The 21474-nt window shown below is 66.5% G+C and carries 32 protein-coding genes; 3 read left to right on the forward strand and 29 right to left on the reverse strand.

Annotated elements, in window-relative coordinates:
• Window positions 1–8: 8 nt before the first annotated feature.
• The 11 genes from ISP17_RS13560 to ISP17_RS13610 all read right to left on the reverse strand — a co-directional run bounded on the left by ISP17_RS13560 (window position 9) and on the right by ISP17_RS13610 (window position 5240).
• Window positions 9–278, reverse strand: coding sequence for a hypothetical protein (locus tag ISP17_RS13560; protein WP_404633985.1), 270 nt, complete (start codon window positions 276–278; stop codon window positions 9–11).
• The gene (locus ISP17_RS13565; protein ID WP_404633987.1) at window positions 275–1249 is read right to left on the reverse strand and encodes a tyrosine-type recombinase/integrase; all 975 of its coding nucleotides are present in this window, start codon (window positions 1247–1249) and stop codon (window positions 275–277) included. The genes ISP17_RS13560 and ISP17_RS13565 overlap by 4 nt, the downstream gene beginning before the upstream one ends.
• A complete protein-coding gene (locus ISP17_RS13570; RefSeq protein ID WP_404633989.1) occupies window positions 1246–1779 on the reverse strand; it encodes a hypothetical protein in 534 nt (177 codons plus the stop codon). The genes ISP17_RS13565 and ISP17_RS13570 overlap by 4 nt, the downstream gene beginning before the upstream one ends.
• Window positions 1776–2057 (reverse strand): helix-turn-helix domain-containing protein, encoded by a 282-nt coding sequence (locus ISP17_RS13575; protein WP_404633991.1) that lies wholly within the window; start codon window positions 2055–2057, stop codon window positions 1776–1778. The genes ISP17_RS13570 and ISP17_RS13575 overlap by 4 nt, the downstream gene beginning before the upstream one ends.
• Entirely contained in the window at window positions 2057–2431 is a 375-nt protein-coding gene (locus ISP17_RS13580) for a helix-turn-helix domain-containing protein (protein WP_404633993.1), read from the reverse strand. The genes ISP17_RS13575 and ISP17_RS13580 overlap by 1 nt, the downstream gene beginning before the upstream one ends.
• The gene (locus ISP17_RS13585; RefSeq protein WP_404633995.1) at window positions 2428–3090 is read right to left on the reverse strand and encodes a hypothetical protein; all 663 of its coding nucleotides are present in this window, start codon (window positions 3088–3090) and stop codon (window positions 2428–2430) included. Before ISP17_RS13585 ends, ISP17_RS13580 begins: the two co-directional genes overlap by 4 nt.
• The gene (locus tag ISP17_RS13590) at window positions 3087–3260 is read right to left on the reverse strand and encodes a hypothetical protein (protein ID WP_404633997.1); all 174 of its coding nucleotides are present in this window, start codon (window positions 3258–3260) and stop codon (window positions 3087–3089) included. The genes ISP17_RS13585 and ISP17_RS13590 overlap by 4 nt, the downstream gene beginning before the upstream one ends.
• A gap of 176 nt (window positions 3261–3436) precedes the next feature.
• Window positions 3437–4006: a hypothetical protein gene (locus tag ISP17_RS13595; RefSeq protein ID WP_404633999.1), complete on the reverse strand. Its 570-nt coding sequence runs from the start codon at window positions 4004–4006 to the stop codon at window positions 3437–3439.
• The gene (locus ISP17_RS13600; protein WP_404634001.1) at window positions 3999–4271 is read right to left on the reverse strand and encodes a hypothetical protein; all 273 of its coding nucleotides are present in this window, start codon (window positions 4269–4271) and stop codon (window positions 3999–4001) included. Before ISP17_RS13600 ends, ISP17_RS13595 begins: the two co-directional genes overlap by 8 nt.
• The gene (locus ISP17_RS13605; protein ID WP_404634003.1) at window positions 4264–5037 is read right to left on the reverse strand and encodes a recombinase family protein; all 774 of its coding nucleotides are present in this window, start codon (window positions 5035–5037) and stop codon (window positions 4264–4266) included. The genes ISP17_RS13600 and ISP17_RS13605 overlap by 8 nt, the downstream gene beginning before the upstream one ends.
• Complete coding sequence (locus ISP17_RS13610) at window positions 5034–5240, reverse strand: helix-turn-helix transcriptional regulator (RefSeq protein ID WP_404634005.1); 207 nt, start codon at window positions 5238–5240, stop codon at window positions 5034–5036. Before ISP17_RS13610 ends, ISP17_RS13605 begins: the two co-directional genes overlap by 4 nt.
• Before the next feature lie 118 nt (window positions 5241–5358).
• Between ISP17_RS13610 and ISP17_RS13615 the strand changes: the two genes are divergently transcribed.
• Both ISP17_RS13615 and ISP17_RS13620 read left to right on the forward strand, forming a co-directional pair.
• Window positions 5359–5700 carry a helix-turn-helix transcriptional regulator gene (locus ISP17_RS13615; RefSeq protein ID WP_404634007.1) on the forward strand — a complete coding sequence of 114 codons (342 nt, stop codon included), beginning with the start codon at window positions 5359–5361 and terminating at the stop codon, window positions 5698–5700.
• A gap of 37 nt (window positions 5701–5737) precedes the next feature.
• Complete coding sequence (locus ISP17_RS13620; protein WP_404634009.1) at window positions 5738–6184, forward strand: hypothetical protein; 447 nt, start codon at window positions 5738–5740, stop codon at window positions 6182–6184.
• A 42-nt stretch (window positions 6185–6226) separates the two neighbouring features.
• On the opposite strand, the gene ISP17_RS13625 is transcribed toward ISP17_RS13620, so the two are convergent.
• From ISP17_RS13625 to ISP17_RS13645, 5 genes are all read right to left on the reverse strand, one after another.
• A complete protein-coding gene (locus tag ISP17_RS13625; protein WP_404634011.1) occupies window positions 6227–6451 on the reverse strand; it encodes a DUF2188 domain-containing protein in 225 nt (74 codons plus the stop codon).
• Window positions 6452–6839: 388 nt separating this feature from the next.
• Window positions 6840–7289, reverse strand: coding sequence for a hypothetical protein (locus ISP17_RS13630; RefSeq protein WP_404634013.1), 450 nt, complete (start codon window positions 7287–7289; stop codon window positions 6840–6842).
• Complete coding sequence (locus ISP17_RS13635) at window positions 7286–7624, reverse strand: hypothetical protein (protein WP_404634015.1); 339 nt, start codon at window positions 7622–7624, stop codon at window positions 7286–7288. The genes ISP17_RS13630 and ISP17_RS13635 overlap by 4 nt, the downstream gene beginning before the upstream one ends.
• Window positions 7621–8025 (reverse strand): hypothetical protein, encoded by a 405-nt coding sequence (locus ISP17_RS13640; protein WP_404634017.1) that lies wholly within the window; start codon window positions 8023–8025, stop codon window positions 7621–7623. The genes ISP17_RS13635 and ISP17_RS13640 overlap by 4 nt, the downstream gene beginning before the upstream one ends.
• Window positions 8022–8651, reverse strand: coding sequence for a glycoside hydrolase family 108 protein (locus ISP17_RS13645; RefSeq protein WP_404634019.1), 630 nt, complete (start codon window positions 8649–8651; stop codon window positions 8022–8024). The genes ISP17_RS13640 and ISP17_RS13645 overlap by 4 nt, the downstream gene beginning before the upstream one ends.
• Before the next feature lie 128 nt (window positions 8652–8779).
• Between ISP17_RS13645 and ISP17_RS13650 the strand changes: the two genes are divergently transcribed.
• Entirely contained in the window at window positions 8780–9127 is a 348-nt protein-coding gene (locus tag ISP17_RS13650; RefSeq protein WP_404634021.1) for a hypothetical protein, read from the forward strand.
• A gap of 130 nt (window positions 9128–9257) precedes the next feature.
• Here the strand turns inward: ISP17_RS13650 and ISP17_RS13655 are convergent, their stop codons facing one another.
• From ISP17_RS13655 to ISP17_RS13715, 13 genes are all read right to left on the reverse strand, one after another.
• Entirely contained in the window at window positions 9258–9515 is a 258-nt protein-coding gene (locus tag ISP17_RS13655) for a hypothetical protein (protein ID WP_404634023.1), read from the reverse strand.
• The gene (locus tag ISP17_RS13660) at window positions 9512–9712 is read right to left on the reverse strand and encodes a hypothetical protein (protein ID WP_404634025.1); all 201 of its coding nucleotides are present in this window, start codon (window positions 9710–9712) and stop codon (window positions 9512–9514) included. The genes ISP17_RS13655 and ISP17_RS13660 overlap by 4 nt, the downstream gene beginning before the upstream one ends.
• Window positions 9709–10017, reverse strand: a complete 309-nt coding sequence (locus tag ISP17_RS13665; RefSeq protein WP_404634027.1) for a hypothetical protein — start codon at window positions 10015–10017, stop codon at window positions 9709–9711. Before ISP17_RS13665 ends, ISP17_RS13660 begins: the two co-directional genes overlap by 4 nt.
• An 11-nt stretch (window positions 10018–10028) precedes the next feature.
• The gene (locus tag ISP17_RS13670) at window positions 10029–10541 is read right to left on the reverse strand and encodes a hypothetical protein (RefSeq protein ID WP_404634029.1); all 513 of its coding nucleotides are present in this window, start codon (window positions 10539–10541) and stop codon (window positions 10029–10031) included.
• Between the two features lie 7 nt (window positions 10542–10548).
• The gene (locus ISP17_RS13675) at window positions 10549–13380 is read right to left on the reverse strand and encodes an autotransporter outer membrane beta-barrel domain-containing protein (RefSeq protein WP_404634031.1); all 2832 of its coding nucleotides are present in this window, start codon (window positions 13378–13380) and stop codon (window positions 10549–10551) included.
• Window positions 13380–15413 (reverse strand): host specificity factor TipJ family phage tail protein, encoded by a 2034-nt coding sequence (locus ISP17_RS13680; RefSeq protein ID WP_404634033.1) that lies wholly within the window; start codon window positions 15411–15413, stop codon window positions 13380–13382. Before ISP17_RS13680 ends, ISP17_RS13675 begins: the two co-directional genes overlap by 1 nt.
• A gap of 400 nt (window positions 15414–15813) precedes the next feature.
• Window positions 15814–16215 carry a C40 family peptidase gene (locus ISP17_RS13685; protein WP_404634035.1) on the reverse strand — a complete coding sequence of 134 codons (402 nt, stop codon included), beginning with the start codon at window positions 16213–16215 and terminating at the stop codon, window positions 15814–15816.
• A complete protein-coding gene (locus tag ISP17_RS13690; RefSeq protein ID WP_404634037.1) occupies window positions 16215–16691 on the reverse strand; it encodes a DUF1833 family protein in 477 nt (158 codons plus the stop codon). Before ISP17_RS13690 ends, ISP17_RS13685 begins: the two co-directional genes overlap by 1 nt.
• Window positions 16688–17047 (reverse strand): hypothetical protein, encoded by a 360-nt coding sequence (locus tag ISP17_RS13695; protein ID WP_404634039.1) that lies wholly within the window; start codon window positions 17045–17047, stop codon window positions 16688–16690. Before ISP17_RS13695 ends, ISP17_RS13690 begins: the two co-directional genes overlap by 4 nt.
• 2 nt (window positions 17048–17049) lie before the next feature.
• Complete coding sequence (locus ISP17_RS13700; RefSeq protein WP_404634041.1) at window positions 17050–20304, reverse strand: phage tail length tape measure family protein; 3255 nt, start codon at window positions 20302–20304, stop codon at window positions 17050–17052.
• A gap of 24 nt (window positions 20305–20328) precedes the next feature.
• Window positions 20329–20574: a hypothetical protein gene (locus ISP17_RS13705; protein WP_404634043.1), complete on the reverse strand. Its 246-nt coding sequence runs from the start codon at window positions 20572–20574 to the stop codon at window positions 20329–20331.
• 19 nt (window positions 20575–20593) lie between these two features.
• Window positions 20594–20935, reverse strand: a complete 342-nt coding sequence (locus ISP17_RS13710) for a DUF1799 domain-containing protein (protein ID WP_404634326.1) — start codon at window positions 20933–20935, stop codon at window positions 20594–20596.
• Window positions 20936–20997: 62 nt separating this feature from the next.
• Window positions 20998–21471, reverse strand: a complete 474-nt coding sequence (locus ISP17_RS13715; protein ID WP_404634045.1) for a hypothetical protein — start codon at window positions 21469–21471, stop codon at window positions 20998–21000.
• Window positions 21472–21474 lie beyond the last annotated feature (3 nt).

The following is a 21474-nucleotide window of genomic DNA, read 5'->3' on the forward strand; positions in this document are numbered from 1 at the left end:
GTAGGCGCTCATGCGGCACCGCCGATGCCGGCGAGCGCGGCGACTGCGGCAAGTGCATGCCTGTTGCACATCGCCGCATGACCATTATCCCCTCGCCGGCGCGCTTGCTTAGCTGCCTCGCGCAGCGCGTCTGCGCAACCGCGCTGAGCATCGATCAGCTTGGCCACGGCCGCGCCGGCTTCTCGCATGTCGCCAGCGAGCGTCGGGTTGCAATCCATGTCGAGCACTTGGGCTGCCATGCCCATCACCGCCCGCACATCCACCTTCGGCGCGCTCATGCCACACCTCCCCGCACCAGCACGCCGTCCAGGTCTGCCTGCTCGCGCAGTACGTGGCGCACCACGGCATCGGCCTGGGCGCCGTAGATGTTGGCGGTGGTGGATTTCTTGGCGTGGCGGGCCAGCTTCTGGCCGGCTTCCAGCCCCAGCTTTTCCACCACATCGCCCACGCGGCGGTGGCGCAGCAGGTGAAAGTGCAGGCCGGGCATCTGGTAGCGATCGCCGATGGCGCGGATGCGGTTGTGCGCCTGCTGCCGGGTGATGCGCCGGCCCTGCTGGCTCACGAACAGCGCCGGCTCGCCCTCGTGTGCCATGGTGTGGCGCACGCGCATCCAGTCCTGCAGCCAGGTGGCCGTGCGCTGGTTGATGGGCACGCAGGCGGGCTTGCCACCCTTCCCCACCGTGTTCACCGTGAGGCGTGCCATGTCCACGCCAAAGCGCGGCGGGCGGCCCGGCTCGGCCAGGTCGAGGCCGGTCACGTCGCTCACGCGCAGGGCGCCATCCAGTGCCAGGCGCAGCATGGCGCGGTCGCGCAGGTCAGCAGCGTTGGTGGTGGGCAGCTGCTCCAGCATCTGCACCAGCGGGCCCATCTCCGGGGCGATCACCGGCTGCGCGGTAAAGCTGACGCCGCAATCCTGCGTGGGGTCGTGGCGCAGCCATCCTTCGCGCATGGCGTGCGCCACCAGCTGGCGCAGCACCACCAGCTTGCGGGCCTGCGTGCGGCGCGACAGTCCGCGGTGGCCGAGGCGATCGAGCCAGCGCTCCACCAGCCGCGCACCCACCAGCCCCACCAGATCGATGCCCTGCGTGTCGGCAAACTCTGCGAAGTCGCCCAGGTCGCCGCCGTACGCCACCAGCGTGTTGAGCGCCGCGCCGCGCAGGCGCTTGCGCTGCAGGTAGTGGTCAATGGCCTGCTGCAGCGTCACCGGCGGCACGCTGTGGCCGGCGAGGTTGAAGACGTTGGAGGTCATACGGCACCGCCTTTCGCCGCATCAAACTCGCTGCCGGTGATTTCCACGGCGCGTGGGTCGAGCTTGGCGGAGGTGGCGACGTAGATCACGTCGCCTCGGCGGAAGCGCTGGATCCCGCTGAAAAGCAGCGCGCCCCAGTCCGTTCCGAACGCGGACCACAACTTGTCGCTTCTCACACGCCCGCTTTCAACGCTTGGCACGGTTGCATGCCATGCCTTATTGAGCGCGCTCAGTTCCCTGTTCGCTTGAGCGCGGTCACCCTTGAAACCCTTGGGCAGCGCGCTACGTGGCCGCTGCACGAGGCCGTCGCGTTCAGCTGCGATCGTCCAAAGCGGCGAGGCGTTGGCCGGGGTAAAGCGAAGGCCATGGAAACGCAGACCATGAATGGATGAGGCAAAAATGGGCTTCGCGCCGGGGTATTGCTCGGCGAAAGCCTTGCCGATGGCTTCAAGCGCATGGCAGTCGCGCTCATAGGCATCCCACGCGGCGATGGCCTCCGGGTAATCCAGCTGGTAGTAACGCGCGCTCATCGCCCACCCCCTTCCCACACCGGGGCGAACTTCTCGCCGGCGATCGCGCCGGCCATCAGCCACAGCGGTTCCACGTCGAGCGCGCGGGCAAGGCGGTGGATGTCCTCGCGCGCCGGTGAGGCGCCGCCGCCGTCCTCGTACTTCTGCACGCGGCGCGGCAGCAGGCTGGCCTTGGCGCCCAGGGCATCGACGGTGAGGCCGCTGTGCTGGCGCGCGCGGCGCAGGCGCTGGGCGAAGGTGTCGGCGTTGGCGGTGTGTCGCATGTCCAGGGCGCGCATTACTTCGCCCTCCCCGATGCCTTGCGCACCGTGTCCAGGTCGATCAATGCCCCCCCCACGCGCAGTTTCCAGCCGGGCAGCTCGAGCGTCTTGAGCGTGCCGGGGTACTCGCGGTACGCAGCGACGGCGGCGGTGAGCGGCCCCTTGGGTGTGAGCACGTCGCATACGCGCAGCGGCTGGCTGCCATCGCGCTCCAGGGTGATGGCGTACACCGCCATGTTGGCCGCGGCGTCCAAGTAGCGCCGCAGCGTGCTGCGCGACACGCCGAACTCCTCGGCCGCCGCGCGCTGCGTCTTCTTGGCGGCCACGGCATCAGCGGCGGCCTTGCAGCGCGCCGGGGTGCCCGGCCCTACGTAAAGCGGCGCGGCGATCACGCCGCAGCCCTCGGCTGCACCAGGCTGTCGGGCAGCATGGCGTCCACGCCGGAGTCGGGGGCGAATTGCCCGCGGGTCGGCATGATCAGCCCGAACGCCTTGCCGCCGTTGGCAGTGCCGCCATCCATGATGAACATCACGGAAGACTTCATGTCCGGCGCGCCCTCTTTGTCGCGCCTGCTGAAGAAGCGGACGTAACCGGGGATGCTCAGCGCCTGCATCAGGTAGCCGGTGTTCACCGGCGCAACCAGGCCTTCGTGCCAGTCGGCGGGCACGCCCACCAGGTGGTCGATCACCGGGAACTTGCCATCGATCACGCCGTTGCACGGCTCGATGTACAGCACGGCGCCGCTCTGGTCGGTGATGTGCACCGCCTTGTCGCTGTACACCTTGATGCGGTTGGATCCGCGCAGCAGCGTGCGGCCGCGCTTGCCGATGCTCACGATCAGCTCGGCCTGCACCACGGCGCTCTTGTCTTCCTCGCAGTACAGCAGGTGGCCGTTGGTGCCTTCCATGCGAACTGCCTGTTGCTTGGTGCGGCCGGGCACCAGGTGCACGCCGTTGAGGTAGTAGCGCACGTCCTGATCGGCGGCAAAGCCGTGGACGCGGCGGAACACTTCGGCCGACACATCGGCCAGGAGGGTGGTGGTGATGCTCATGACAGCGCCCTCCCCTTTTGCTGCTGCACAAACACCAGCAGCGGGTAACCGGGGCGGCGTGTGCGGATGGCGCGGGCCATGCGCAGCGGCATCGTGGGATACCAGCGCAGCAGCGCGGCCTCAGCCGCGGCCATCTGGCGCGGGGGTAATGCCTGGGGTACAGTGCTCATGTCTTCCGTTCCTCACAGTGCGGTGGGACAAACCGAACGCCTGGGGTTGCCGCCCCGGGCGTTCTTCGTTTCAGCGTCAGGCGCTGCGCCGATGGCCCGGCCGCGGCACGGCTTGCCGGGGTGGGAGGGGGAGCGCACCACGCGCGCGCCCAGGCCATCGGCGGAGCACCCGCCTCTCATCGCTTGCTGCCCAGCGAGCCACCGCTCGCCAGCACGTGCTGGCGAATGCCGTCGCACAGCGTCTCGATGCGCGCCGACAGCGCTTGCAGTTCGCGCAGCGCGATGGGCGCGTAGGCGGCGTCGCGCTCGTCCAGCAGGCCGTCGTCCAGCATGGGCGACAGGCCATCCAGCGCCTTGCCCATGTCGCGGATGAAGTCGCCCACCTGGTGCTGCTGCCCCGCGGCGTGCGCGGCCGGCTGCTCGGCGGCGAGCAGGCCCACGCGTGCGGCGAGGTCGGTCAGCAGGTGGTGGCGGAACGGCTGCGGCAGCGCCAGCACCAGCGCCTCTTCCAGATCCACCGCCATGCGCACGCGGCCATCGAGCATGCGCTTGACCGTCTGGCGGTTCGCCTCGCTGTCGGCGTAGGCGTCGCTGCTGCTGGCAAAGCCCACGGTGCGCGCATGCAGCGGCGTGCGCTCCATGTAGAGGTCGGCCACGGCCTGCGCGTAGGTGCGCTCGGTGAGCGCGCAGCGGCTGAGCGCCAGCATCACGTGCTCGGCAATGATCTGGCTGCGGCTCTCACGCATGGATCGCACCCCGCGCGATGCGCTCCAGATCCGCTGCCTCGTAGGCGTCGCCGGTCACATCGGGATAGCCGCCGCCGATGAACCGGGAGCGCTCGGCAATCATCGCGTCGAGCAGCTGGTTGAGTTCGCCCAGCGAGTGCACGCCATCGTTCACCGCGCGCTGGCGCAGTTCGCGAAGCGTCAGCACCTCGTGCGCGGCGATGTGCGCCATCTGCGCAAACACCTTGCCAGCTGCGCTGGCCGGCTGTGTGGCTGCCTCATACATGCGTTGAAACCTCCGGGTCACGCGTGCGGTGGGTGCTTGCGGCAAGCTGCTCATCAGTTGCCAAAGGGAGGGTTGCCAGGGTGTCGTGGTGCACGATCAGTTCGCGCAGGGTGTTGGGAGACCAGTGGGTCTTGCCCGTGGGGCTGCGCACGCCCCGCTCGGCCAGCTGCGAGCGCACCTCGCGCAGCGAAATGCCGGCGCGGATATCGCGCACCATGGATTCGCGCAGCGGCCAGGTGGCCGGGTCACGCAGCTGCCGGCGATCGTCGCCCTCGCCCACAGCCACGCAGCCGTAAGGCACGTGGCCATACACCCTGCCCTGCGTGCGCAAGGCGGCGTTGCACTCGGTGGCGCGCTGCACGGCCAGGTCGCGCTCGTACTGCGCGGCCGCCAGCTGGATGGTGAGCGCCAGCTTGCCGGCCGGCGTGCTGCTGTCGATCAGCTCGCTCACGCTGTGCACGGTGCTGCGCGTGCGCTCGGCGCTTCGGAAAAACAGCAGGCCGTCGTAGGCGTCGCGAAACAGGCGGTCCAGCCGCATCACCACCACGCCGTGGGCCGCGCCCTTCAGGCGCTCCAGCAGCACAGCGCCCCCTGCCCGCTTGGCCAGCGGCACGCTGGCGCTCACACCCTCGTCGGCGATCACCTCCACCAGCCGATGCCCGTGCAGCGCGCAGTAGGCGGCCAGCCGATCGCGCTGCTGGCCAAGGCCATGCCCGTCGCGGGCCTGCTCCTCGGTGGACACGCGCACGTAGCCGACCAGGTTCATGCGGCGGCCCTACCCTGCACGGCATAGATGTGTTCGAGCTTCAGACCGGGGAGCAGGCGCGTGAGGTTCACAGCATTCGCGGGATCTGGCCGGGTGCCCTCCTGCATCTCCCACTGCGCCACGGCGCCGCGGGAAACCTTCAGCTGATCCGCCAGCTGTTGCTGGGTCCAGCCCTTAGCCTTACGAGCCTGCTTGATGTCCATGGCGCCTAGTATAGCTAGCAATTCGAGCATTGCAAGCGATACGAGCCGACAAGGTTTGCTAGCAGCGCTATACAGCCGCCACGGGGGGCAGCAATGCCTAAGGGGTGACGAAGTGGAGATGTATGCGCGTGTCCGCGAGGCGCGGCGGCGCACCGGCAAGTCTCAGGAGGAGTTTGCCGCGGTGCTTGAGGTAAGCCGTGGCGCAGTAGCGCAGTGGGAGATGGAACAAGGCACAACGCCTAGCGTGAAAAATCTGGCCGAGATTGCCCGCGTGACAGGCGTGCAGTTCGAGTGGATTGCCACGGGGCGTGGGCCCAAGGTATTTGGCGAACCGATGGTCAGAGAACCAGCGGCGAGTTATGTCGCGCCGTTGTCGCCGGAGCTTGGAAAGGTGGTGGAGATGGCAAAGAAATGGAGCCCAGAGCGCCTGCGTGCGTTGCTGGTGCTGCTCGACGGTTGAGCGTTAGGATCGCACCGCGACATGGAGGAGCAAGCCCATGGGGTTACAGGTTTTGGCACAGCTCGCGCGACGTGATGGGCGCCCTGTGCGTCATCGGCTGGTCGCCGTCATCGCCTGCGCGGTTCTCGCCGCATGCAGCGTGCGTCCGGACGGAAGCAACGGCCAGCGCCGCGACATAACCCTGCCAGACATCAGTTACGAGCAGGCATATCACCGCGCTAACGACTACCTCAACCAGTGCGTACGCGGTTTTGTGGGGCTCAGCCCCAACGTCACCACGGGCAACCTCTACGCTAACGAAAAGCGCGGAGAGCTGCAGACAGCCAACGGCAGCGGCCTGGTGGTGCTTCGGCTGACCGTGTCGGCGGACAACGCTGGCTCGCGCGCCAGCATCGTCACCATCAAGCGCGCGGGATCGTGGAATAGCAAGGATCTGGATGCGATCGAGGCGGCCATGCGGTCGGGCGCTATCGTGTGCAAATGAAGAGAGGCCGCACAGGGCGGCCCCTCTCTTTTCGGTCCAGACTTAGCCGGGTGACTTCTTGGGATCGGCTGATCGGGGATAGGTACGTTCCTCCTGGAACACCCCGTTCTCCTTGTGGATCTTCACTGAGCCGACCTTGCCCGCCATGAAGTCGTGCGTTTTCTGGATGGCTTCTGCTTTTGTGGGGGCGCTGAGAGATGCGCGCGAGGCGCCCTCCCCGGTTAACTTCCAGGCGTCGCCGCCCTTGGTCAGATGGTAGTTTTTCATTGGAGCACCTACTGATTGCGGTGGGAGTAATCGCGGCTCCGTCACGTTGACGGAACGAACCTCGAATCAGTATCGTGTGCGGTTGCTAAACCACTCGATGCTGGCCTCGGTGCTACCGCGGCGGTTCGGGTTTTTCCAAAGGCCGCCCGGCTGGTATCCGGGCGGCCTTTTTCGTGAACCCGGTCCTATCATAGCGGGACGTATCGCAGGCCACGAGACAACAAGTCTGTGGATAAGCCGCCTTTTGAGGTGGGCACGAGTACCCAAGGGTGGTAGTCAGCGAATCACGCCGTTCGCCCGCAGCTGCGCCCAGCACGCATGCTCCTGCTGCCGCAGCGTCACCTCGGCCTGGTACAGGCCAGCGGCCATGGCCATCCACGCATCGCCGTCAGCCAGATCCGCCGCGCTGCGCAGCCACGGCACCTTGGGCAGCATCCTGGGCGGCGGGGTGTGGTCGCAGGTCACCACGGGCGGCTTCATTGGCGCGGTCGACGGCCGCGTCAAGCTCGGCTTGCACGCTGTCAGGGCGGCGGCACCCAGCAGCCACAGCAGCAGGCTGCGCCAGGTAGAGCGTGTGGATGCGGCGTTGCGAGTCATCGGCTTGCACCTCGATCGCGGGGATCGTCAGTTGAATCTGCGTCTGCAGTTGTGAGCCGGCCGCCGCCGCATCGGTCTGCCGCTGGTCGGTAGTCGCACCCGCCTGCTCGGCGCCCTTGGCATCGGCTGCCTGCACCGCGTTGGATCCGGCGGCGTAGCCCGCCGAGTAGCCGGTGTCGTGGCTGAACCACAGTGCCAGCGCCACCAGCAAGATGCCGGCGGCGATCAGGTATCCCTTCACGGCGTGGGCTCCGGTGGTGCGCTGACGGGGCGGCCGGTGGTTCGCTGGCGGCCTTGCAGCACATAGCGCCACCATGGGCACGGGCTCTGCATCGCCATGAATCCGGCCAGCGCCATGGCAAACATGGCCTGGTACATCGAGTGGGCCCGCGCGGCTGGTACGCAGAGCACCACGCCACCGCATGCCGTGATGCTCACCAACAGCAGCAGGCGCAGGCCATGACGAAACCAGCCGATGGCGGAGCGATCGGCTGGAACAGGGGTGGCGTCATGCAACATGGCCATGCCGGTGGCGATGGCCACGGCGGCGGCCAGCATGCTGAGCAGTGAAATCATGGCGGGTCTCCTCCGGTGGCGTTGCCTGGGGCTCCCCTGTCCTTTACTTCACGGCGCAACCGGTCGCTGATGGCCGGCAGCAGCGCCTGGCTGAACACCGCCAGCAGGCCGGCGATGGCCGGCGCGGCGTTCTTGCTCCAGCCCATGTGCGGTACCTCGCCCAAGGCCACGGTGAGCACCGTGGCGAAGAACGTAAGGCTCAGTGCCCAGGCGTACATGGCGCGGCGGCTCACCTTGGGCGGCTGCAGAATCAGCCCGGCGCACGCGCCGGCAAACGCCATGAAGGCCACCGGTACCGGCACGCCTACAAAGTCAAACGGCGCCGTCCAGGTGGCGAGCGCCGCGGTCCACGAGCACATGCACGCATAGAGCCAGCCGGCGCTGGGCGGCGTAGTGATCATGCGGCGCGCGCCAGGTAGGTCTTGGGCACCACGAGCGGTCGCTGCGTGGCCGCCACGGTCGCGCCCGTGGCCATGCTGAACGCGTGATCGATCACGCCGGTGTCATCGAGCTGGGCGCCATCATGCTCGCCCATCACGCGCCGCCTCCAGCCATGGCCAAACGTGGCGTATGTAGGCAGCGCCTGCATCCACGCCAGCCGCGCATGGCACAGCGCGTCGCCCAAGGCGCTGGGGCCGTACTGGCTGCCGTAGCGGCTCGCCGCGGCCAGCGTGTACCGGCCGGGGATGCCATCAGCGGCCACCCCCACAATGCGCTGCAGCGTGCGCGTGGCGCGGCTCACGCCGCTGTTTACGGCAAAGTCGAACAGGGCAAAGTCGGCGCCTGCCGGCAGCGCCTCACACTGGGCCTTTTGCCAGTAGCGGCGCAGGTAGATGGCCTCACGCTCGGCCGCCGTGCTCTCGCGAACGCTTCGCCGCGGCAAGCCACGCGCATCGCGGTCATCGTCGTACACGGCCTGGGTGATGCCGCACATGGTGGCGCCGCCCGGGTCTTTCGGATGGTCGCTCCAGCCGCCTTCAAACGGCAGCGTGAGCGCCAGGCTCGCCTGAAAATTGCCGGCCGCCATGCCTGCCCCGTCGCACGCCACCGCGTGGCGCTTTCCGGTCAGGGTGTCGGTGCGGGGTGGCCCGCTGCCATGCCGGGGCGGGCCGGTGCTTGCAGGCGGTGAGACAGTGCCGCGCTACGTTGCACGCCATGAAACCTGCCCCCACCGCCCTGCTGTGGTATGCGGACCGATCGCCGGATGGCCGCAAGCACGATCGCTGGTTCGTCGCCGCCCCGGAATACCCGCCCTGCGGCGGCGTGTGGCGCGAGCTTGGGCTCTACCGGGCCGAGGCATGGCCCGCCGGCGGGAAGGCTCCTGTGGGCGCGTACTGCGCAAGCCTGATTCAGGCAAAGCGACACCTCGAGCTTTGGCTTCGGGCTCACCCGCGCGTGCCGGTTATGGAGTCAAAGGGATGGCGCGCATCAAAGCGCGGTCCGGCTCCGCAGCCGGATTGGCGGATCGCGCAGTACCTACGCCTGCAGCAGCTCGGCGAGTAGTCGCCCTGCGGTCGGTTCCACCTGACGTTCGTGCCGGCTGGAGGCCTTGGCGCGGCGGTCGGATCGGGCCAGACGTGCGGGGCATGAACATTTTCCCGGCGCCAGGGAAATGATGCTGTCAGCCAATGCCTCAGACCGCGTCGGGCACAGGCTCTGCAGATGGCAGAAACCGCGCAGCGAGCAACTCAGCCGCGGCATCGATCGCGCCAGCGGCCACCGGGTCTTGTGGCAGCTTGCGCGTGCCGTTCACCGCGGTCAGCGCGCTGCCGTCGTATACGGCGTTGAACAGCACCAACTCGGCGCCGTCGTCGTCGTGGCAGTTGACGGTAACCGCCTGATGCCCGGCCGGCAGGTTGCCCAGGTGCGTGGGCTGGATGGTGATTTTCACAACGTGCCTCCTTTGGTGGTGTGGATCACGCCCGTTGCCCTGCGCACGTCATCCTCCCAGCGCTGGCGCGCCTGGAAGGCGAGCACCGCAGCGTCGTACTGCGCTGCTGCCGCGCCGCGCGCCTTGAGCCTGGCGCGCAGCCGGGCGATGTAAAGCACAGCCATGGCGAGCAGTGCCAGCAGAATCGCCGCGGTCACGGCAGCGGCGCCCGCGACAGCACCACGCGATCGCGCGCCAGCTGGGCGACGTAGCCGGCGGCTTGGGGCGACACCAGCCCGGTGAACGACTGCTGCAGGTTGCCGCTGCCGTCGTCGTTGTAGATGCGGTGCAGGTTGGTAAGCAGGCCGGCACCGTATAGCCGCTGCGCCTGCACGAACAGCGCGTCGGCCTGCGTGGCATCCGCCGACTGCACGCTCACCCCCACGATGAAGGTGGTGAGCATGGCCAGATCGTCGCTGTTCACGTTGGCGACGAAGGCGTTGTAGTCGATCGGCTGGGGCATGGGGTTCTCCGTCAGAAGCCGAGGGTGGCGAGTTTCGCCGCGGTGTCGATCTGGGCCTGCAGGGCATCGGCAAAGCTCTGCGCCGCCTGCGCAAGGCAGCCCTGCGTGTAGACGTAGCCGACGCCGGCCGCGGTGTCGTAGTAGACGGCGCCGTAGGCGGCCTCACCGGTGGGCGCACCGCTGCCGCTGGTCCAGCCAGCCGGAAGGTTCTGCGCGTCCAGCACGGTCTGCGAGTCGGGCACGTAACGCACCCAGCCGTCGTACATGGTGTGGGTGCCGGCCATGACGCCGGAGAGCACCACGGTGCGCGGGCTGTCGGCCGTGGCGATCGGCGCGGCGGTATCCGTATCCAGCTCGGGCACGCCTTGGTCGGTGATCTGGTATGCCCAGCCGGACAGCACCAGGTTCTGGCCGTCGTTGCTGACCGGCGTGAGCACCACGCGCGCATAGCCCTGCGTGATCTGGAAGTCGAAAACCGGCTTGCCGTCCGGCCGGTTGGGGATGGTGGTGATCGGAGTGCTCATGTGCGCCTCACGGTTTGTATTGCAGGTTGTGGGAGTAGATGCGGTGCCGCGCGTCGCGGCCGGCGGCGTAGCTGCAGCCGCCCAGATGGATATGCGATACGGCCTGCTTTCCGATGTGCTCGACACCAGTCACGGTCTCCACGCCAAGGTCGGTGACTACTTCGCAGCCAAGCATGCGCGGAGCCCATTCCACGCCGCCGCCAGGAAGGTCGAACGGCGTGCTGGTGCTGCATTCCAGGATCGCGCCGCCATGGGTCGTGAGACGAACACACTCGGTCACCGATCGCTCGACCGCCTCCAGCGCGCGCCGGAACTTGGTCATGCCAGAGGTTGGAAGGTCCAGGCAGTCGAACTCGTCGCCCGGCTGCGCGTCCCCGGCGAGCAGCCCATCAGCCACCAGCATGTCGTCGCAAACGCACAAACCGCCGCCACCGCCGCCGCTGGAGCCACTGGTGGGAATCGTCACCTGCCCTGCTACCACGATGTCGTCGTAGGTCTGCAGCAACGCGTTCACGTTGGTGGTCGCCGACCAGGTCTTGGTGCCGCCGGTGCCGCCGGGATCGCGGGTGTAGATGTAGTAGGTGATGCCTTGCGTGAGGCCTGTCACGGCGTTGCTTACTGCGCTGTAGGCCACCGCCGCGGCGCCCATGTAGTAGGTGAAGGCATTCACCGACACCGCGCCGGTGGAACTGGCCGTGAGCGCGGTCGTCGACCGCACTGACCCGTAGTTGAGCGTGAGGCTGTTGGGGATGTTCAGCTGGTTGCCGAGCAGTGCACCGCTGCCGGCCACGCCGAGCTTGTGCACGCCGCTGAAAAGCTCGCTGCCCTTGATACGCGCATAGGTTGTGCCATCCCCTAAGTTATCGACGTTTTTGTTGAGGTGACCGCTCGCCGTATTATCGCTGAAATCGACGTAGGCTTTTGCTCCGCTTCCAGCAATACGCGTGTCGTTAACCGTAACGATCAAATAATTTACACCGACATAATTAGCTGTAGAGATATAATTTTGCACATAAATCTCAGCATAAACTGCATTTGCCGGAACAACGCCGTTCGCACTAATCCAATTCCAGCCAATCGCTGAAGATGATGCATTGATTGCAGCGCCTTTGAACGCACCAGATGCATCGGAAAAAACGATGCTTACGTTAATCGTTCCGCTAAAGGCATACACAAGCGCCTTCAGCGAGAGTTTGTCCCCAACGTTAACTTGATACTTCGTTGATGTAACGGCACCGGCGCCCGAAGCTATGGGTCCAACTACCATGTATTGCGAACCGACCGCAGGCGATGGCGACGTGCTCTGGTAATAGAAAGCGCCGCCGCTGTAGGACTTCCAATTAGGTACTACACCACCTGCTAGAGGCAGCTGGAAAGAGTTGTTCTCTATGCTCCACGAAGATCCAGTGCCATTATTTCCGGCCGTTCGAGCATATACAGTGCCGTTTGCGATGTTGTCGATGTTCTTGTTCAGATGGTAGCCCGCTGCGAAATCGATCAGCGGGTTGCCGGACGATAGCCGTGAAAGCAACGGGCGGCCGTAGTTTGTGCCGTCACCGATGTTATCGAGCTGCTTGTTGAAATGGATGCCTTCAGAGAAGTCGATGACAGGCTTGCCACTGGACAGGCGGGTTTTCACCGGTCGCCCGAAGGTTGAGCCGTCAGGTACTTCATCAACGCTCGACGGCTGCGCCACCATGCACACGTTGGAAAACAAGAACTGGCCTGCCGTGTGGCCTGTCACCTCACACTCTGCCACGGCGAAACGGGCTCCGGCGGGGGCCGGAGCGATCACCTTCGTGACGCAATTGGTGTAGGTGCCGCTACCTGCCGCACCGCACGTCGGGTATTGCGCCGAGCCGTCGGGGATTGACGTCGCGATTTCGGTGTTGCTCATGTCCCGCCAGCTTATCCGAGCAAAACCGGTAGCACCGGCGTTCGCGCCGGCTTCCTTGACGCAGCAAGTAACCGTGACTTGTTGCCCCAGAACTACCGGGATGTGCGCATCGTTGCGAAGTACGTTTGTCGCGACAGCCCCGGCAATGCTCGCGTCATGCACCGCGGCAAAGTTCACTATGGGGTCAGGCAGATTTGAGCCGCCCGTCTGTACAACCCAGCCCGGGTCGCCCGCGCCCGACCATGATGTGAGGCCGTTGGAGAACTGCGGGTTGAAGACGGCTGGGGCGTTGGCATTCGCGGTATTAGCCGTGCTCTGCGCCGCGTCCGCCTTCGACTTCGCCGCCGCGTAGATCGCGTTCAGCAGCGCCTGCCGCGTGGTGTAGACGTCCGCGAACTTCTGCCGGAAGGTAGTGCCGACGATGGTGGTGTCGCCGGCGAGGTTGTTCCACGCGGTGGGGCTGGTGAGGGTCCCGAGATAGCTGGTGAGCGCGGTGACGGCGTTGTCGTAGGCGGTCTTCTCGGTGGTGATGCCGAACGAGCTGGCCTGGGCGTCGATGCCGGCCTGCTCAGTGGAGATGACGTTGTAGTCGCGGATCACCACGGGCTTCTCGCCCTGGCTCAGCACATTGTCGCTGGCGATGTTGGCCAGCTCGGCGTTGGCCGCTGCGGCATCGGCAGCCGCGTTGTCCACCTCGGTCTTGAGGTCGGACAGAACGATGGTTCCGGCAGGCACGTCGGCGATCGCATGGGAGGTGCTGCCCCATGAGCTGCGCGCGCCACACGCGCTCACACCGCGCCATTCGAAATCGTAGGTCTTGGTACGGTCGAGCCCCTCCACCACAATCTGGGCGGCGGGGCTGCAGCTCTGGATGTCACTCCACTGCGTTGTGCCGGTTTCGCGCCAGCGCACCTCTATTTTCACGGCGGCGGACTTGGCCATTACGCAGCCTCCAGCTCGCCGAGCTGGCGGCGCTTGTAGAGTGGAAGCCGGTAGATGCCCCCCGTGGGCGTGCTGGAGAACGCGGGAGCCGCGTGAATCACGCCGGCATCATCTGGCGCGCTCTCGCCGGCAAAGATCACTACGTCCGGAATATCCGGCGGCGAGCACCACGGTGTGCCAGTGATGGACGAAACGAAGGTTGGCGGCGTGCCCGTACCAGCCACCGGCACGCTGGGCGCTTCATCCACGGCGGTGATGCGCGCGGTGAGGTCGTCGGATGGCTCCACCCGCTTGATGATCAGCCGTGTGGTCTCCAGCGTGCGTTCGCCCACCACCGCCAGATCACCGACGTGGATGGCGCTGTCCAATGCGGTAGCAAACGTGAATACGGACACGTCACCATCGCCGGTGGTGCTGGTATTGGTCACCAGCTGCAGGCCCGTGTCGGTCCGCACCTGCACGCCGTAGAGCCTCCCTGTTTCCAAGGTCACCGCGCCGGCCAGCGTGAGGCTCAGGCGATCGGTGCTGATGCTTTTGATGCGTGCGGCACCACTGCCCCACTCCACCACGTCGTGCGCATGAGTCACCAAGTCGCCCGATTCGCACACGAGATGCTCGATGTCCGCCATCCAGGTGTAGGTGTTGGCGCGCTTCGCTGCCGCCTCCAGGTGATAGCTGGCGAGCCGCCAGACGGCCTCCGGGTTGGTGCATACGCGAAGGTCCATCTCCTCGAAGCGGGTGGCGATAGCGGTGCCGCCGGCACCGTCCGCGCTGTAGCCGGTGGCGTACACCACCAGCTCGTCCTGCTGGTCGTTGGCCTCGGGGTTGGTCCACTTGCAGCGCAGGGCGTGCGGCGGGTCGTAAAAGGTGCGGGTGCCACTGAACTGCCAGCTGTTGGCCGGGGTGAACATCTGACGAGGCACGGTCTGCAGCACGTCGCGCACGCACCCGTATTTGCCGCGTGGCATGCTGAAGCTGGCGCGGCCAGCAGCCAGCACGTCCTGCAGCAGATCGAACAGGGTGCGGCCGCTGCTCTCCACGTGGTTGTAGGTGAAGTTGTAGGCGTCGCAGTCGGCCGCCCAGGCGGCGATACTGTCGATGTCCACACGCGAGTCGGGCATGCGCCGTGCCACGCCCGGGCAGCGCGTGAGCAGCCAGTGGTATACCCATGCACAGTTGGAGGTGGGCACGCTTTCCGTCCACAGGCCGGTAGCCGTGTCGTAGGTGCGGACGCGCTGGGTCACCTTGCAGTTGACGGTACTCACTACGCCCTGCAGCTGGTCGGTGGCCTTGATGCGGATAGCCAGCTTGGTGGTACCGGTATTGCTTGGCAGCTGTGCGCTGATGGAGCGCAACACCGTCCACACCGCATCACCGAAGGTGGCACCGGAGGCAGCACCGGGCCAGCTGCTCGCTCCACGAGTGACGCGCACGTCGTATTGGCCAGCGGCTACCTTCCACCGGATGCCGGCGCGCAACGTCTTGGAGGCGGCGCTGTTGATCTTGAACAGGCCCGTATCGATGGTGAATCCACCGGCCAGGGTGATGCCGCTGGCGGTTGACGCATTCGTCCAGGTGCTGCCTCCCGTGGGTCGGTATTCCACCGTGAACGAGGTGTAGCCGGTCACCGAGTTGCCTTTGTTGTCCTTGCCGAAAAGGCCAGCAGGGAACTGCACGTCGATCGACAGCTCTGAGCTGAGCGCCTGCGACGTGCGCAGGTCGCTGGTGCCGCTGGTATTGAGTGCGGTACCCACCTGCAGCTCGTAAACGTCCTGCGTGAACAGCGTAGGCGCGGTGCCCACCTCGTACTCCACGTTGTCGTAGCTGGCGATAGGTGTTGAGCCGATCTGGATGTCGCTCACGTCGATGTCGCCAAAGCCCAGATCGAGCAGCATGCGGAGGTACTGGTCGTTGCCGCTTATCTCGGTGTACGGCAATGCGGCGTGCGTGGGAAAAAAGCGGCACGAGCCAACCACCAGCGGGATGGGGCTATACGGGCTGGCCTGGTTCTGGGTGCCGGTTAGGCTGGCCAACGTGTTGAATGGATCCCCTGCGCCAGGGAGCTTTGGCTGGGGCGGTGGCACGAGAATGTTGACCACCGTGAAGCCGTAGGCAACCACCTGAGCTGCCAATTGGTATTGGCCAAAGTACACAAGCACCGCTGCCACAACGAGAACCACGAGCTTCAACAGCTTGTTGCTGTTTCCTCCGCCCTGAGGGAAAGCCGTGATATCCACGCGCTGGCCTGCCTTGGGTCGCACGCGCGGCCACAGAGATCGCGGCACGTCGCAACCACCTATCCATACGGAGACCGTGTGGCTCGCGCCATCCCCGAGCAGCTCGGCAATGGTTTGGCCGGCTTTCGCCTCCGCGTAGATGGTCTCTTCAGCGGCAGGGTGGCGCAGAAGCTCCAACCGTACGGGACGGGCGACATCAGTCATGGCGGTAGATGCCTTCAATGCGTCGATTCCAGCGGTGGTTGTCGAGACGGTCCCACTTCACGCTGTCGCCGGGGGCCGCGTGAAGAAAGGCCAGCGAGTTGAGCATGACGCCGCAGTGCCATGGCCGGCCGGCGATGGCGAGCACCACCACGTCACCCATGCGCGGCTGCTCGGTGCGCTGCCAGCCATCCCCGCGCACGCGCTCAATCTCGGCGGCAATGCCAGGCCAGTCTTCGCCGTCGGTGTAGGCTTCGCTGCAGTCCGGCAGGGCGCGCTGGAAAACCTCGCGGTATACGCACACCACCAGCCCCCAGCAATCCACGCCGGTGGCGCTGCGCCCCTTGTCCACGTAGGGAATGCCGATGTAGTCGGCAGCCCATGGCGGCAGCGGCATCACAGGAACAGCCCCGGGGAGTTGGGTGGGGTATAGCTCTGCGCGGGCACCATCTGGTTGAGCACGTCGTCCTGGTAGCCCAGGGTGCCGGTGATGGTGAGCACGTCGTACACTGCCGACACCAGCGAGAAGTCGAACGGGCCGGCCTCCACTGTGTCCGGGCTGCTGGCGAGAAACACCTCGAGCGTGATCTGCGGCACACCAGAAACCGTGCGGATCAGACGCAACACCTCGCGGTCGACGTTGTCGATGACGATCTGTACCTGCGGAATCTGGTCATCCACCTGGGCCGGCAAAGTGATCCGCATCGGCGCCGGGCGGAAGTCGCCCGCCGCGCGGTACACCACTGCGTTGTTGTTCACCAGGTACTGCGTGGCGATGGCGGGGTGGGTAATGGTGACTCCCACCAGAAACACCTCGCCCGTCTCCTGCGCCAGCATGGCGCGCAGTGCGTTGGGGGATACCTCGCGGCTCACGGAAGAATCTCCAGCTGCAGGGTTACCAGCCAGCGATTCACCAGCCCCTTGATGTAGCTGGCCGCCGGCTTGCGTAGAAAACGGTAGGTCGCCGTCGAACCGCTGCGGAAGTCGGTCCAGTCAAACGGAAGCGTGCGCTGCAGCGTGGTGGCGTAGAACGTCTGCAGCGTGGCCCACTGCGCCTGCGTGAGCTTTACCGTGCAGGAAAATGGCTCGGCCGTTCCGGTCCACCGCGGGCGCATCTTCGCCACGCCGGCATCCATCTGGGTGCGGATCGCCTCCTCCGCCCCAGCGTAGGCGGCACTGTTGTCCGCCTGCGGTGCAGGCAAGGTGCTCGGCCAGGTGGGGTTTGACATGGTCAGGCTCCCGCCGGCGCGTAGCTGCGGCCGGGGCGCCGCGTACCGGTTGCGGCGTTCACGGCCTGTCCCAGGCGACCGCCGCGCGCCACATCATCTGCCGCGGCGTTGATGAAGGCATCGATCACCCAGCGGCCCCATGGATCCTTGCGCGCATCGGCGCGGCCACCGTTTTCCGCGCCGTAGATGTTGACGATGGGCGCCATGTCGCCACCGCCAGATGCCGTAGCCGCAGCAGCGCCGACACGGCCCCCGTCCGCAAAGCGCGGCAGGCGCATGGCGTTCACGTCGTCCATGAAGCGCTGGCCGTAGTAATTGGTGGCCTTGGCGGTGATCACGTTCTCGCCGTCGCTCAGGCGCGCCAGCACGCTGTCGCTGGTGCCGGTACCGGGGCCGCGGATGCGGCCGCCATCGGCATGGCCGGCGAGGCTGAAACCGCCAGAGAAGCTGCCATTGTCCATGCCGCTGTAGGCTCCCAAGCCACCCGATGCAGCTGAGTAGCCGGCGCCACCGCCGGAAAAGGCGGTACTGGAGCCGCCGATTATGCTGAGCAGTCCTGAAACCGCCTGCGCCTCCAGCGCCTGCACCACCATGCGCGCGAGGGTCTTCTCGAAATCCTGCTCAACGGTCTTGAGGCTCACGTGCGAGCCGGTAGCCCAGGCAACACCGTCCGCTTCCATGTCGCCGAACATGTTGCCGAAGCCGTCTTTCACGGTACCGGCCACGTCCTCGGCGTGGGTCTTGAAGTCCTCCAGCGCCGCGCGCGCACCGTTGGCCCAGTTGCCCATGGCGTCTTTGCGCTGCTGCCAGTAGCCCACCTCACGCGCGGCCTGCTGCTGCTCCCACGAGTCGATCGACTGAAGCTCCTGCAGGTACTGCGGTGAGTCCAGCCCACCCTGCTTGCGATACTGCTTGGTCAGCTCGTCGCGGCGGGCGTCAGCCTGGGCGCGCAGCTGGTCGAGGATCTGCGCCTGCTGGCTGTAGTCGCTGCCATGGCCGATGGCATCCACCTGCCGGCTGGCGGATTGCTCGCGCGATCGCTGGTACGTCTGCAGCGACAGGTTGATCTGCTCGTTGATCTCCAGCAGCTTGCGCTGTGCCGTGAGGTGATCGTTATCAGCCTGCTTGCGCTGGCTGGCGGCATCGGTCTCCACCGCGCGACGCTTGGCCTCCACATCGGCCAGCTGCTGCTCGATGCGGATCTGCTCGGCGCCGGTGGCCTTGCGCTGGCGCAGCGCATCTGCCTCTTTGGCGAGTGATGCCTCCAGCTGCTTGGCGTGGTCGTCGATCAGCGCGATGCGCTGGTGGTAGTAGTCGGCCTCGTCGATCAGCCCGGCTCGCTCATTTCCCTGTAGCTCACGCGAGCTGTTGGTGAACACATCGTCGATCTGCTTCTGCGCGTTGCGGTAGCCGTCGACCATCGCCTGCAGGCTGGCGCTGTCGAGCGCGGATGCTCCAGGTGCCTGGAATTTTCGATCGATGCCCGCCTTCAGCGTGTCGAACAGGCCGCCGGCAAAGGTAGCCGAACCGTCCGTGTTGACGATGCGCATCACGCCCTTGAGGCGTGCGTTGTCTGGCTCTGCATTGGCCCACAGCTTCTCGAATGAGGCGGTGAGCTGGTCCATCGCCTGCTTCTTCGCCGAGAGCTTGTCGACGCTCGCCGCGAGGCGGTCCACCTCCGAGTCGCCCTGGATAGCCTGGGCATTGCGCTGGGTATCCGCAGCGCGCTGGTCCGCGCGATCGGTTTGCGCCTGCAGCTGGGCACGCAGGTCGGCCAGCTTGCGCTCGTCGGCCGGCGACCACGAGGCGAACGTGAGCGGGTTTCCGCTCTGCGCGTTCGCCTTTTGCCCCATCAGGCTGTAGATCTGCGTCTGCAGGTCAGCAGTGCCGGCGAGCAGGCTGGCGCCCGTCTTGAACTCCTCCCACCAACCACGGGTGGATGCCTTCACGGAATCCCATGCGGCGGCCAAGCCGTACACCTGCCCCTTCATCTCCTCAATGCGCGGCCCGATGGCGTTGTGGAACGCCTCCGCCTCCACGCGCACGGCCTCCTGCTGGTTGCCCTGCTCCTCGAGCGCCTTGATCTGCTCGTACGTCGCCTCGGTGAGAAAGTGGTACTGGTCGTTGGCCTTTACGGCGCCGGCGGCCGTGCCATCGAACAGGGTCATCACCGACTGCGTGGCCTGCTCTGCGCTCTTGCCGGTGAGCTCGGCCATGTCGAAGGCGGCCTGGCCCACCGCCGCCAGCGCATCGCCCCCCACCTTGCCGGTGGCCACGAGTGAGGTGAGGATGTCGCGCGCCTCGCTCACACGGTTCGTGGCGCCGCCAATGGCCGACGCCATCTGGATCACCTGCCCCTGCGTGACGCCGGCAAAGTTGCCGCTGGTGGCGATGGCCTCATTAAGGCGCTGCTGCTGCTCATACTCGTCGTACGCCGCTTTGCCCAGCACCACCAGGCCACCGGCCAAGGCGCCCACACCCAGCACCGCCGGGGAGAGCAGCGCAGAGAGCAGCCCGGTGCGGCTGGCCAGCGTGGCCAGCGAACCCTCGAAGTTGCTGATGTCGCCGCGCGCCAGCTCAGCCACCATGTAGCCGAGCTCGCGCTTGGCGCCGGCGGTGTTGAGGCTGAAGTGCGACATCGCCTCGCCGGCCGCCCCAATGCGCACCCGGCTTTCGTCGATCGCCGCGCTGAATCGCTTGTAATCGTCGGCGCCGATGATGCCGGCCTGGCGAAACTGGTTGAGCTTGTCCTGCTGCTGGTCGAGCTTTTCCAGTGCGGCAATGGTGGGGTCGATCTGCCCCACCAGCTTGCCCAGCTCCTCGCGCTGCGCCTCGATGCCGGCGGTGCGCGCCGCGGCGGCGGCCTGCTGCTGCTCGGCCTGCACCATGCGGGTGGCGCCGGCCATGGCGCGGTTCTGCGCATCCACCAGCCGGCCCAGCCCCACGGTGGCGCTGGCCTGGGTGGCGGTGCTTCGCTGGGTGGCCTCTGCAGCGGCGCGCTCGGCCTCGGCGCGAGCCACGGAGGCCTGCACCATGGCCTTGATGCGGCCCTCTGCCTCGGCCGCGGATTCGCCCAGTTCCTTGGTGGCCTGGGCGTTGGCTTTTTCCGCCTGCGCAGAGGCCTGGGCGGACTGCGCCGCGCCCTGCTGCGCCTGATCCACCGCCGTGACCTGCGTGGCCACGTCGCCCAGCACGGCCTTGATATCGCCGGAACCGGTCGCTTCAAGCTTGAGGCGCAGGGTGTTCTCGGTGATCACTTGGGGCGCACCACCTGATTTGGGTTACTTGCCGGCCGGCCGCTTTTCGAGACCCTTCTCTGCTAGCAGCGCGGCGAGATCTTCCACGTGCAGGCAATCACACATGCACGCGTACTCGTTGGCCGACTGGACGACGGCAATGCTGCCGTTGCAGAAGTCGTTGCCCGGCACAGCGCTATGCAGCACGCCAAACGCCTCGATCTTCCCGTCGCTGGTAAGCCGCACGATCTTGTCGCCGTTCTTGGCCTCACGCCCATTTCGGTAGTGCATGGCTTTTCTCCTCCGGTGGTTAGCGTTCTTCTTGCGGGTTTGGATCGACTTGCGCTTTCTCATCCCATGCGGTCAGCAGGGCGTCTTCGATGGTGCGCAGGTCATCCAGTAGCGTGGTGAGGGTGTGGCGCTGCCAGTGCGGGTCGTTGGGTGCCTCCGCCTGCCAGCGCGGCAGGTACAGCTGCAGCGCGGCGATGCAGGCGGTGTAGTCCAGCCCGGTGGCGCCGGTGAGGCTGGTGCGCCACTGGCTGTCGCACAGGCGGTACGCCGTGAGCGCGGGTACGTTCTCCGGCAGCAGCGTGGGCTGTGGGCAGGCACCGCAGCCGCCGGCCTTCCGGCAGCTGCGGCAGTAATCCTGCAGGTCGGTATCCGGCCACTGGCTCTGCGCGTCCCATAGGCGCTGCTCATTGCCCTGCTCGTCCGTTACGCCTGGGCCCGCGCCGGCATGCCAGCGAGCCCAGGCAACGAGTTTTTTGCCGGCGCTCCCAGGCTGGCGTCGATCAGGCCGCCCAGCAGGGTCTGGCGCAGCAGGGCATCGGCGAGAAACGCGCGCAGCATCGCTTCCGAGAACGGGATGTCCTTGCCGTTCTGGTCGGCAATGCTGTCCCAGCCGGTGATGCGCTGAAGCAACAGGGTGTCGTCCTCGACCACGCGCTTGTCCGTCAGCTCGGCACGCTGGGCCGCCAGCTCCGCCGTATCCGGCTGGCCCTCCGGCGGGTACAGCGCATGCAGCGCGCGGGTGTAGGCCTGCAGGCGGCTCTCGCGGTCGCGCAGCTCCCCGCGCGTAAGGATGGTGTACACCACACCAAAGCCCTGGGCCTGCGTGGTGCCGTCTTCCTGCACCTGGTCGATGGTGATCGGCCAGCGCACGCGGCCGTCAGTGGCAAAGCGGAACATGGG

The sequence above is a fragment of the Dyella ginsengisoli genome (assembly GCF_044904665.1).
Classification (GTDB): domain Bacteria; phylum Pseudomonadota; class Gammaproteobacteria; order Xanthomonadales; family Rhodanobacteraceae; genus Dyella_A; species Dyella_A ginsengisoli.

Bases quoted from the DNA above. Each gene is read 5' to 3' on its own strand.
- ISP17_RS13675 (WP_404634031.1), bottom strand. From the start codon at position 13,380: ATGGCCAAGTCCGCCGCCGTGAAAATAGAGGTGCGCTGGCGCGAAACC.
- ISP17_RS13575 (WP_404633991.1), bottom strand. From the start codon at position 2,057: ATGCGCGCCCTGGACATGCGACACACCGCCAACGCCGACACCTTCGCC.
- ISP17_RS13715 (WP_404634045.1), bottom strand. From the start codon at position 21,471: ATGTTCCGCTTTGCCACTGACGGCCGCGTGCGCTGGCCGATCACCATC.
- ISP17_RS13615 (WP_404634007.1), top strand. From the start codon at position 5,359: ATGTATGCGCGTGTCCGCGAGGCGCGGCGGCGCACCGGCAAGTCTCAG.
- ISP17_RS13620 (WP_404634009.1), top strand. From the start codon at position 5,738: ATGGGGTTACAGGTTTTGGCACAGCTCGCGCGACGTGATGGGCGCCCT.
- ISP17_RS13610 (WP_404634005.1), bottom strand. From the start codon at position 5,240: ATGGACATCAAGCAGGCTCGTAAGGCTAAGGGCTGGACCCAGCAACAG.
- ISP17_RS13665 (WP_404634027.1), bottom strand. From the start codon at position 10,017: ATGCCCCAGCCGATCGACTACAACGCCTTCGTCGCCAACGTGAACAGC.
- ISP17_RS13670 (WP_404634029.1), bottom strand. From the start codon at position 10,541: ATGAGCACTCCGATCACCACCATCCCCAACCGGCCGGACGGCAAGCCG.
- ISP17_RS13600 (WP_404634001.1), bottom strand. From the start codon at position 4,271: ATGTATGAGGCAGCCACACAGCCGGCCAGCGCAGCTGGCAAGGTGTTT.
- ISP17_RS13595 (WP_404633999.1), bottom strand. From the start codon at position 4,006: ATGCGTGAGAGCCGCAGCCAGATCATTGCCGAGCACGTGATGCTGGCG.
- ISP17_RS13650 (WP_404634021.1), top strand. From the start codon at position 8,780: ATGAAACCTGCCCCCACCGCCCTGCTGTGGTATGCGGACCGATCGCCG.
- ISP17_RS13570 (WP_404633989.1), bottom strand. From the start codon at position 1,779: ATGAGCGCGCGTTACTACCAGCTGGATTACCCGGAGGCCATCGCCGCG.
- ISP17_RS13565 (WP_404633987.1), bottom strand. From the start codon at position 1,249: ATGACCTCCAACGTCTTCAACCTCGCCGGCCACAGCGTGCCGCCGGTG.
- ISP17_RS13560 (WP_404633985.1), bottom strand. From the start codon at position 278: ATGAGCGCGCCGAAGGTGGATGTGCGGGCGGTGATGGGCATGGCAGCC.
- ISP17_RS13640 (WP_404634017.1), bottom strand. From the start codon at position 8,025: ATGATCACTACGCCGCCCAGCGCCGGCTGGCTCTATGCGTGCATGTGC.
- ISP17_RS13635 (WP_404634015.1), bottom strand. From the start codon at position 7,624: ATGATTTCACTGCTCAGCATGCTGGCCGCCGCCGTGGCCATCGCCACC.
- ISP17_RS13645 (WP_404634019.1), bottom strand. From the start codon at position 8,651: ATGGCGGCCGGCAATTTTCAGGCGAGCCTGGCGCTCACGCTGCCGTTT.
- ISP17_RS13625 (WP_404634011.1), bottom strand. From the start codon at position 6,451: ATGAAAAACTACCATCTGACCAAGGGCGGCGACGCCTGGAAGTTAACC.
- ISP17_RS13585 (WP_404633995.1), bottom strand. From the start codon at position 3,090: ATGAGCATCACCACCACCCTCCTGGCCGATGTGTCGGCCGAAGTGTTC.
- ISP17_RS13685 (WP_404634035.1), bottom strand. From the start codon at position 16,215: ATGCCGCTGCCGCCATGGGCTGCCGACTACATCGGCATTCCCTACGTG.
- ISP17_RS13605 (WP_404634003.1), bottom strand. From the start codon at position 5,037: ATGAACCTGGTCGGCTACGTGCGCGTGTCCACCGAGGAGCAGGCCCGC.
- ISP17_RS13695 (WP_404634039.1), bottom strand. From the start codon at position 17,047: ATGTCAAACCCCACCTGGCCGAGCACCTTGCCTGCACCGCAGGCGGAC.
- ISP17_RS13705 (WP_404634043.1), bottom strand. From the start codon at position 20,574: ATGCACTACCGAAATGGGCGTGAGGCCAAGAACGGCGACAAGATCGTG.
- ISP17_RS13590 (WP_404633997.1), bottom strand. From the start codon at position 3,260: ATGAGCACTGTACCCCAGGCATTACCCCCGCGCCAGATGGCCGCGGCT.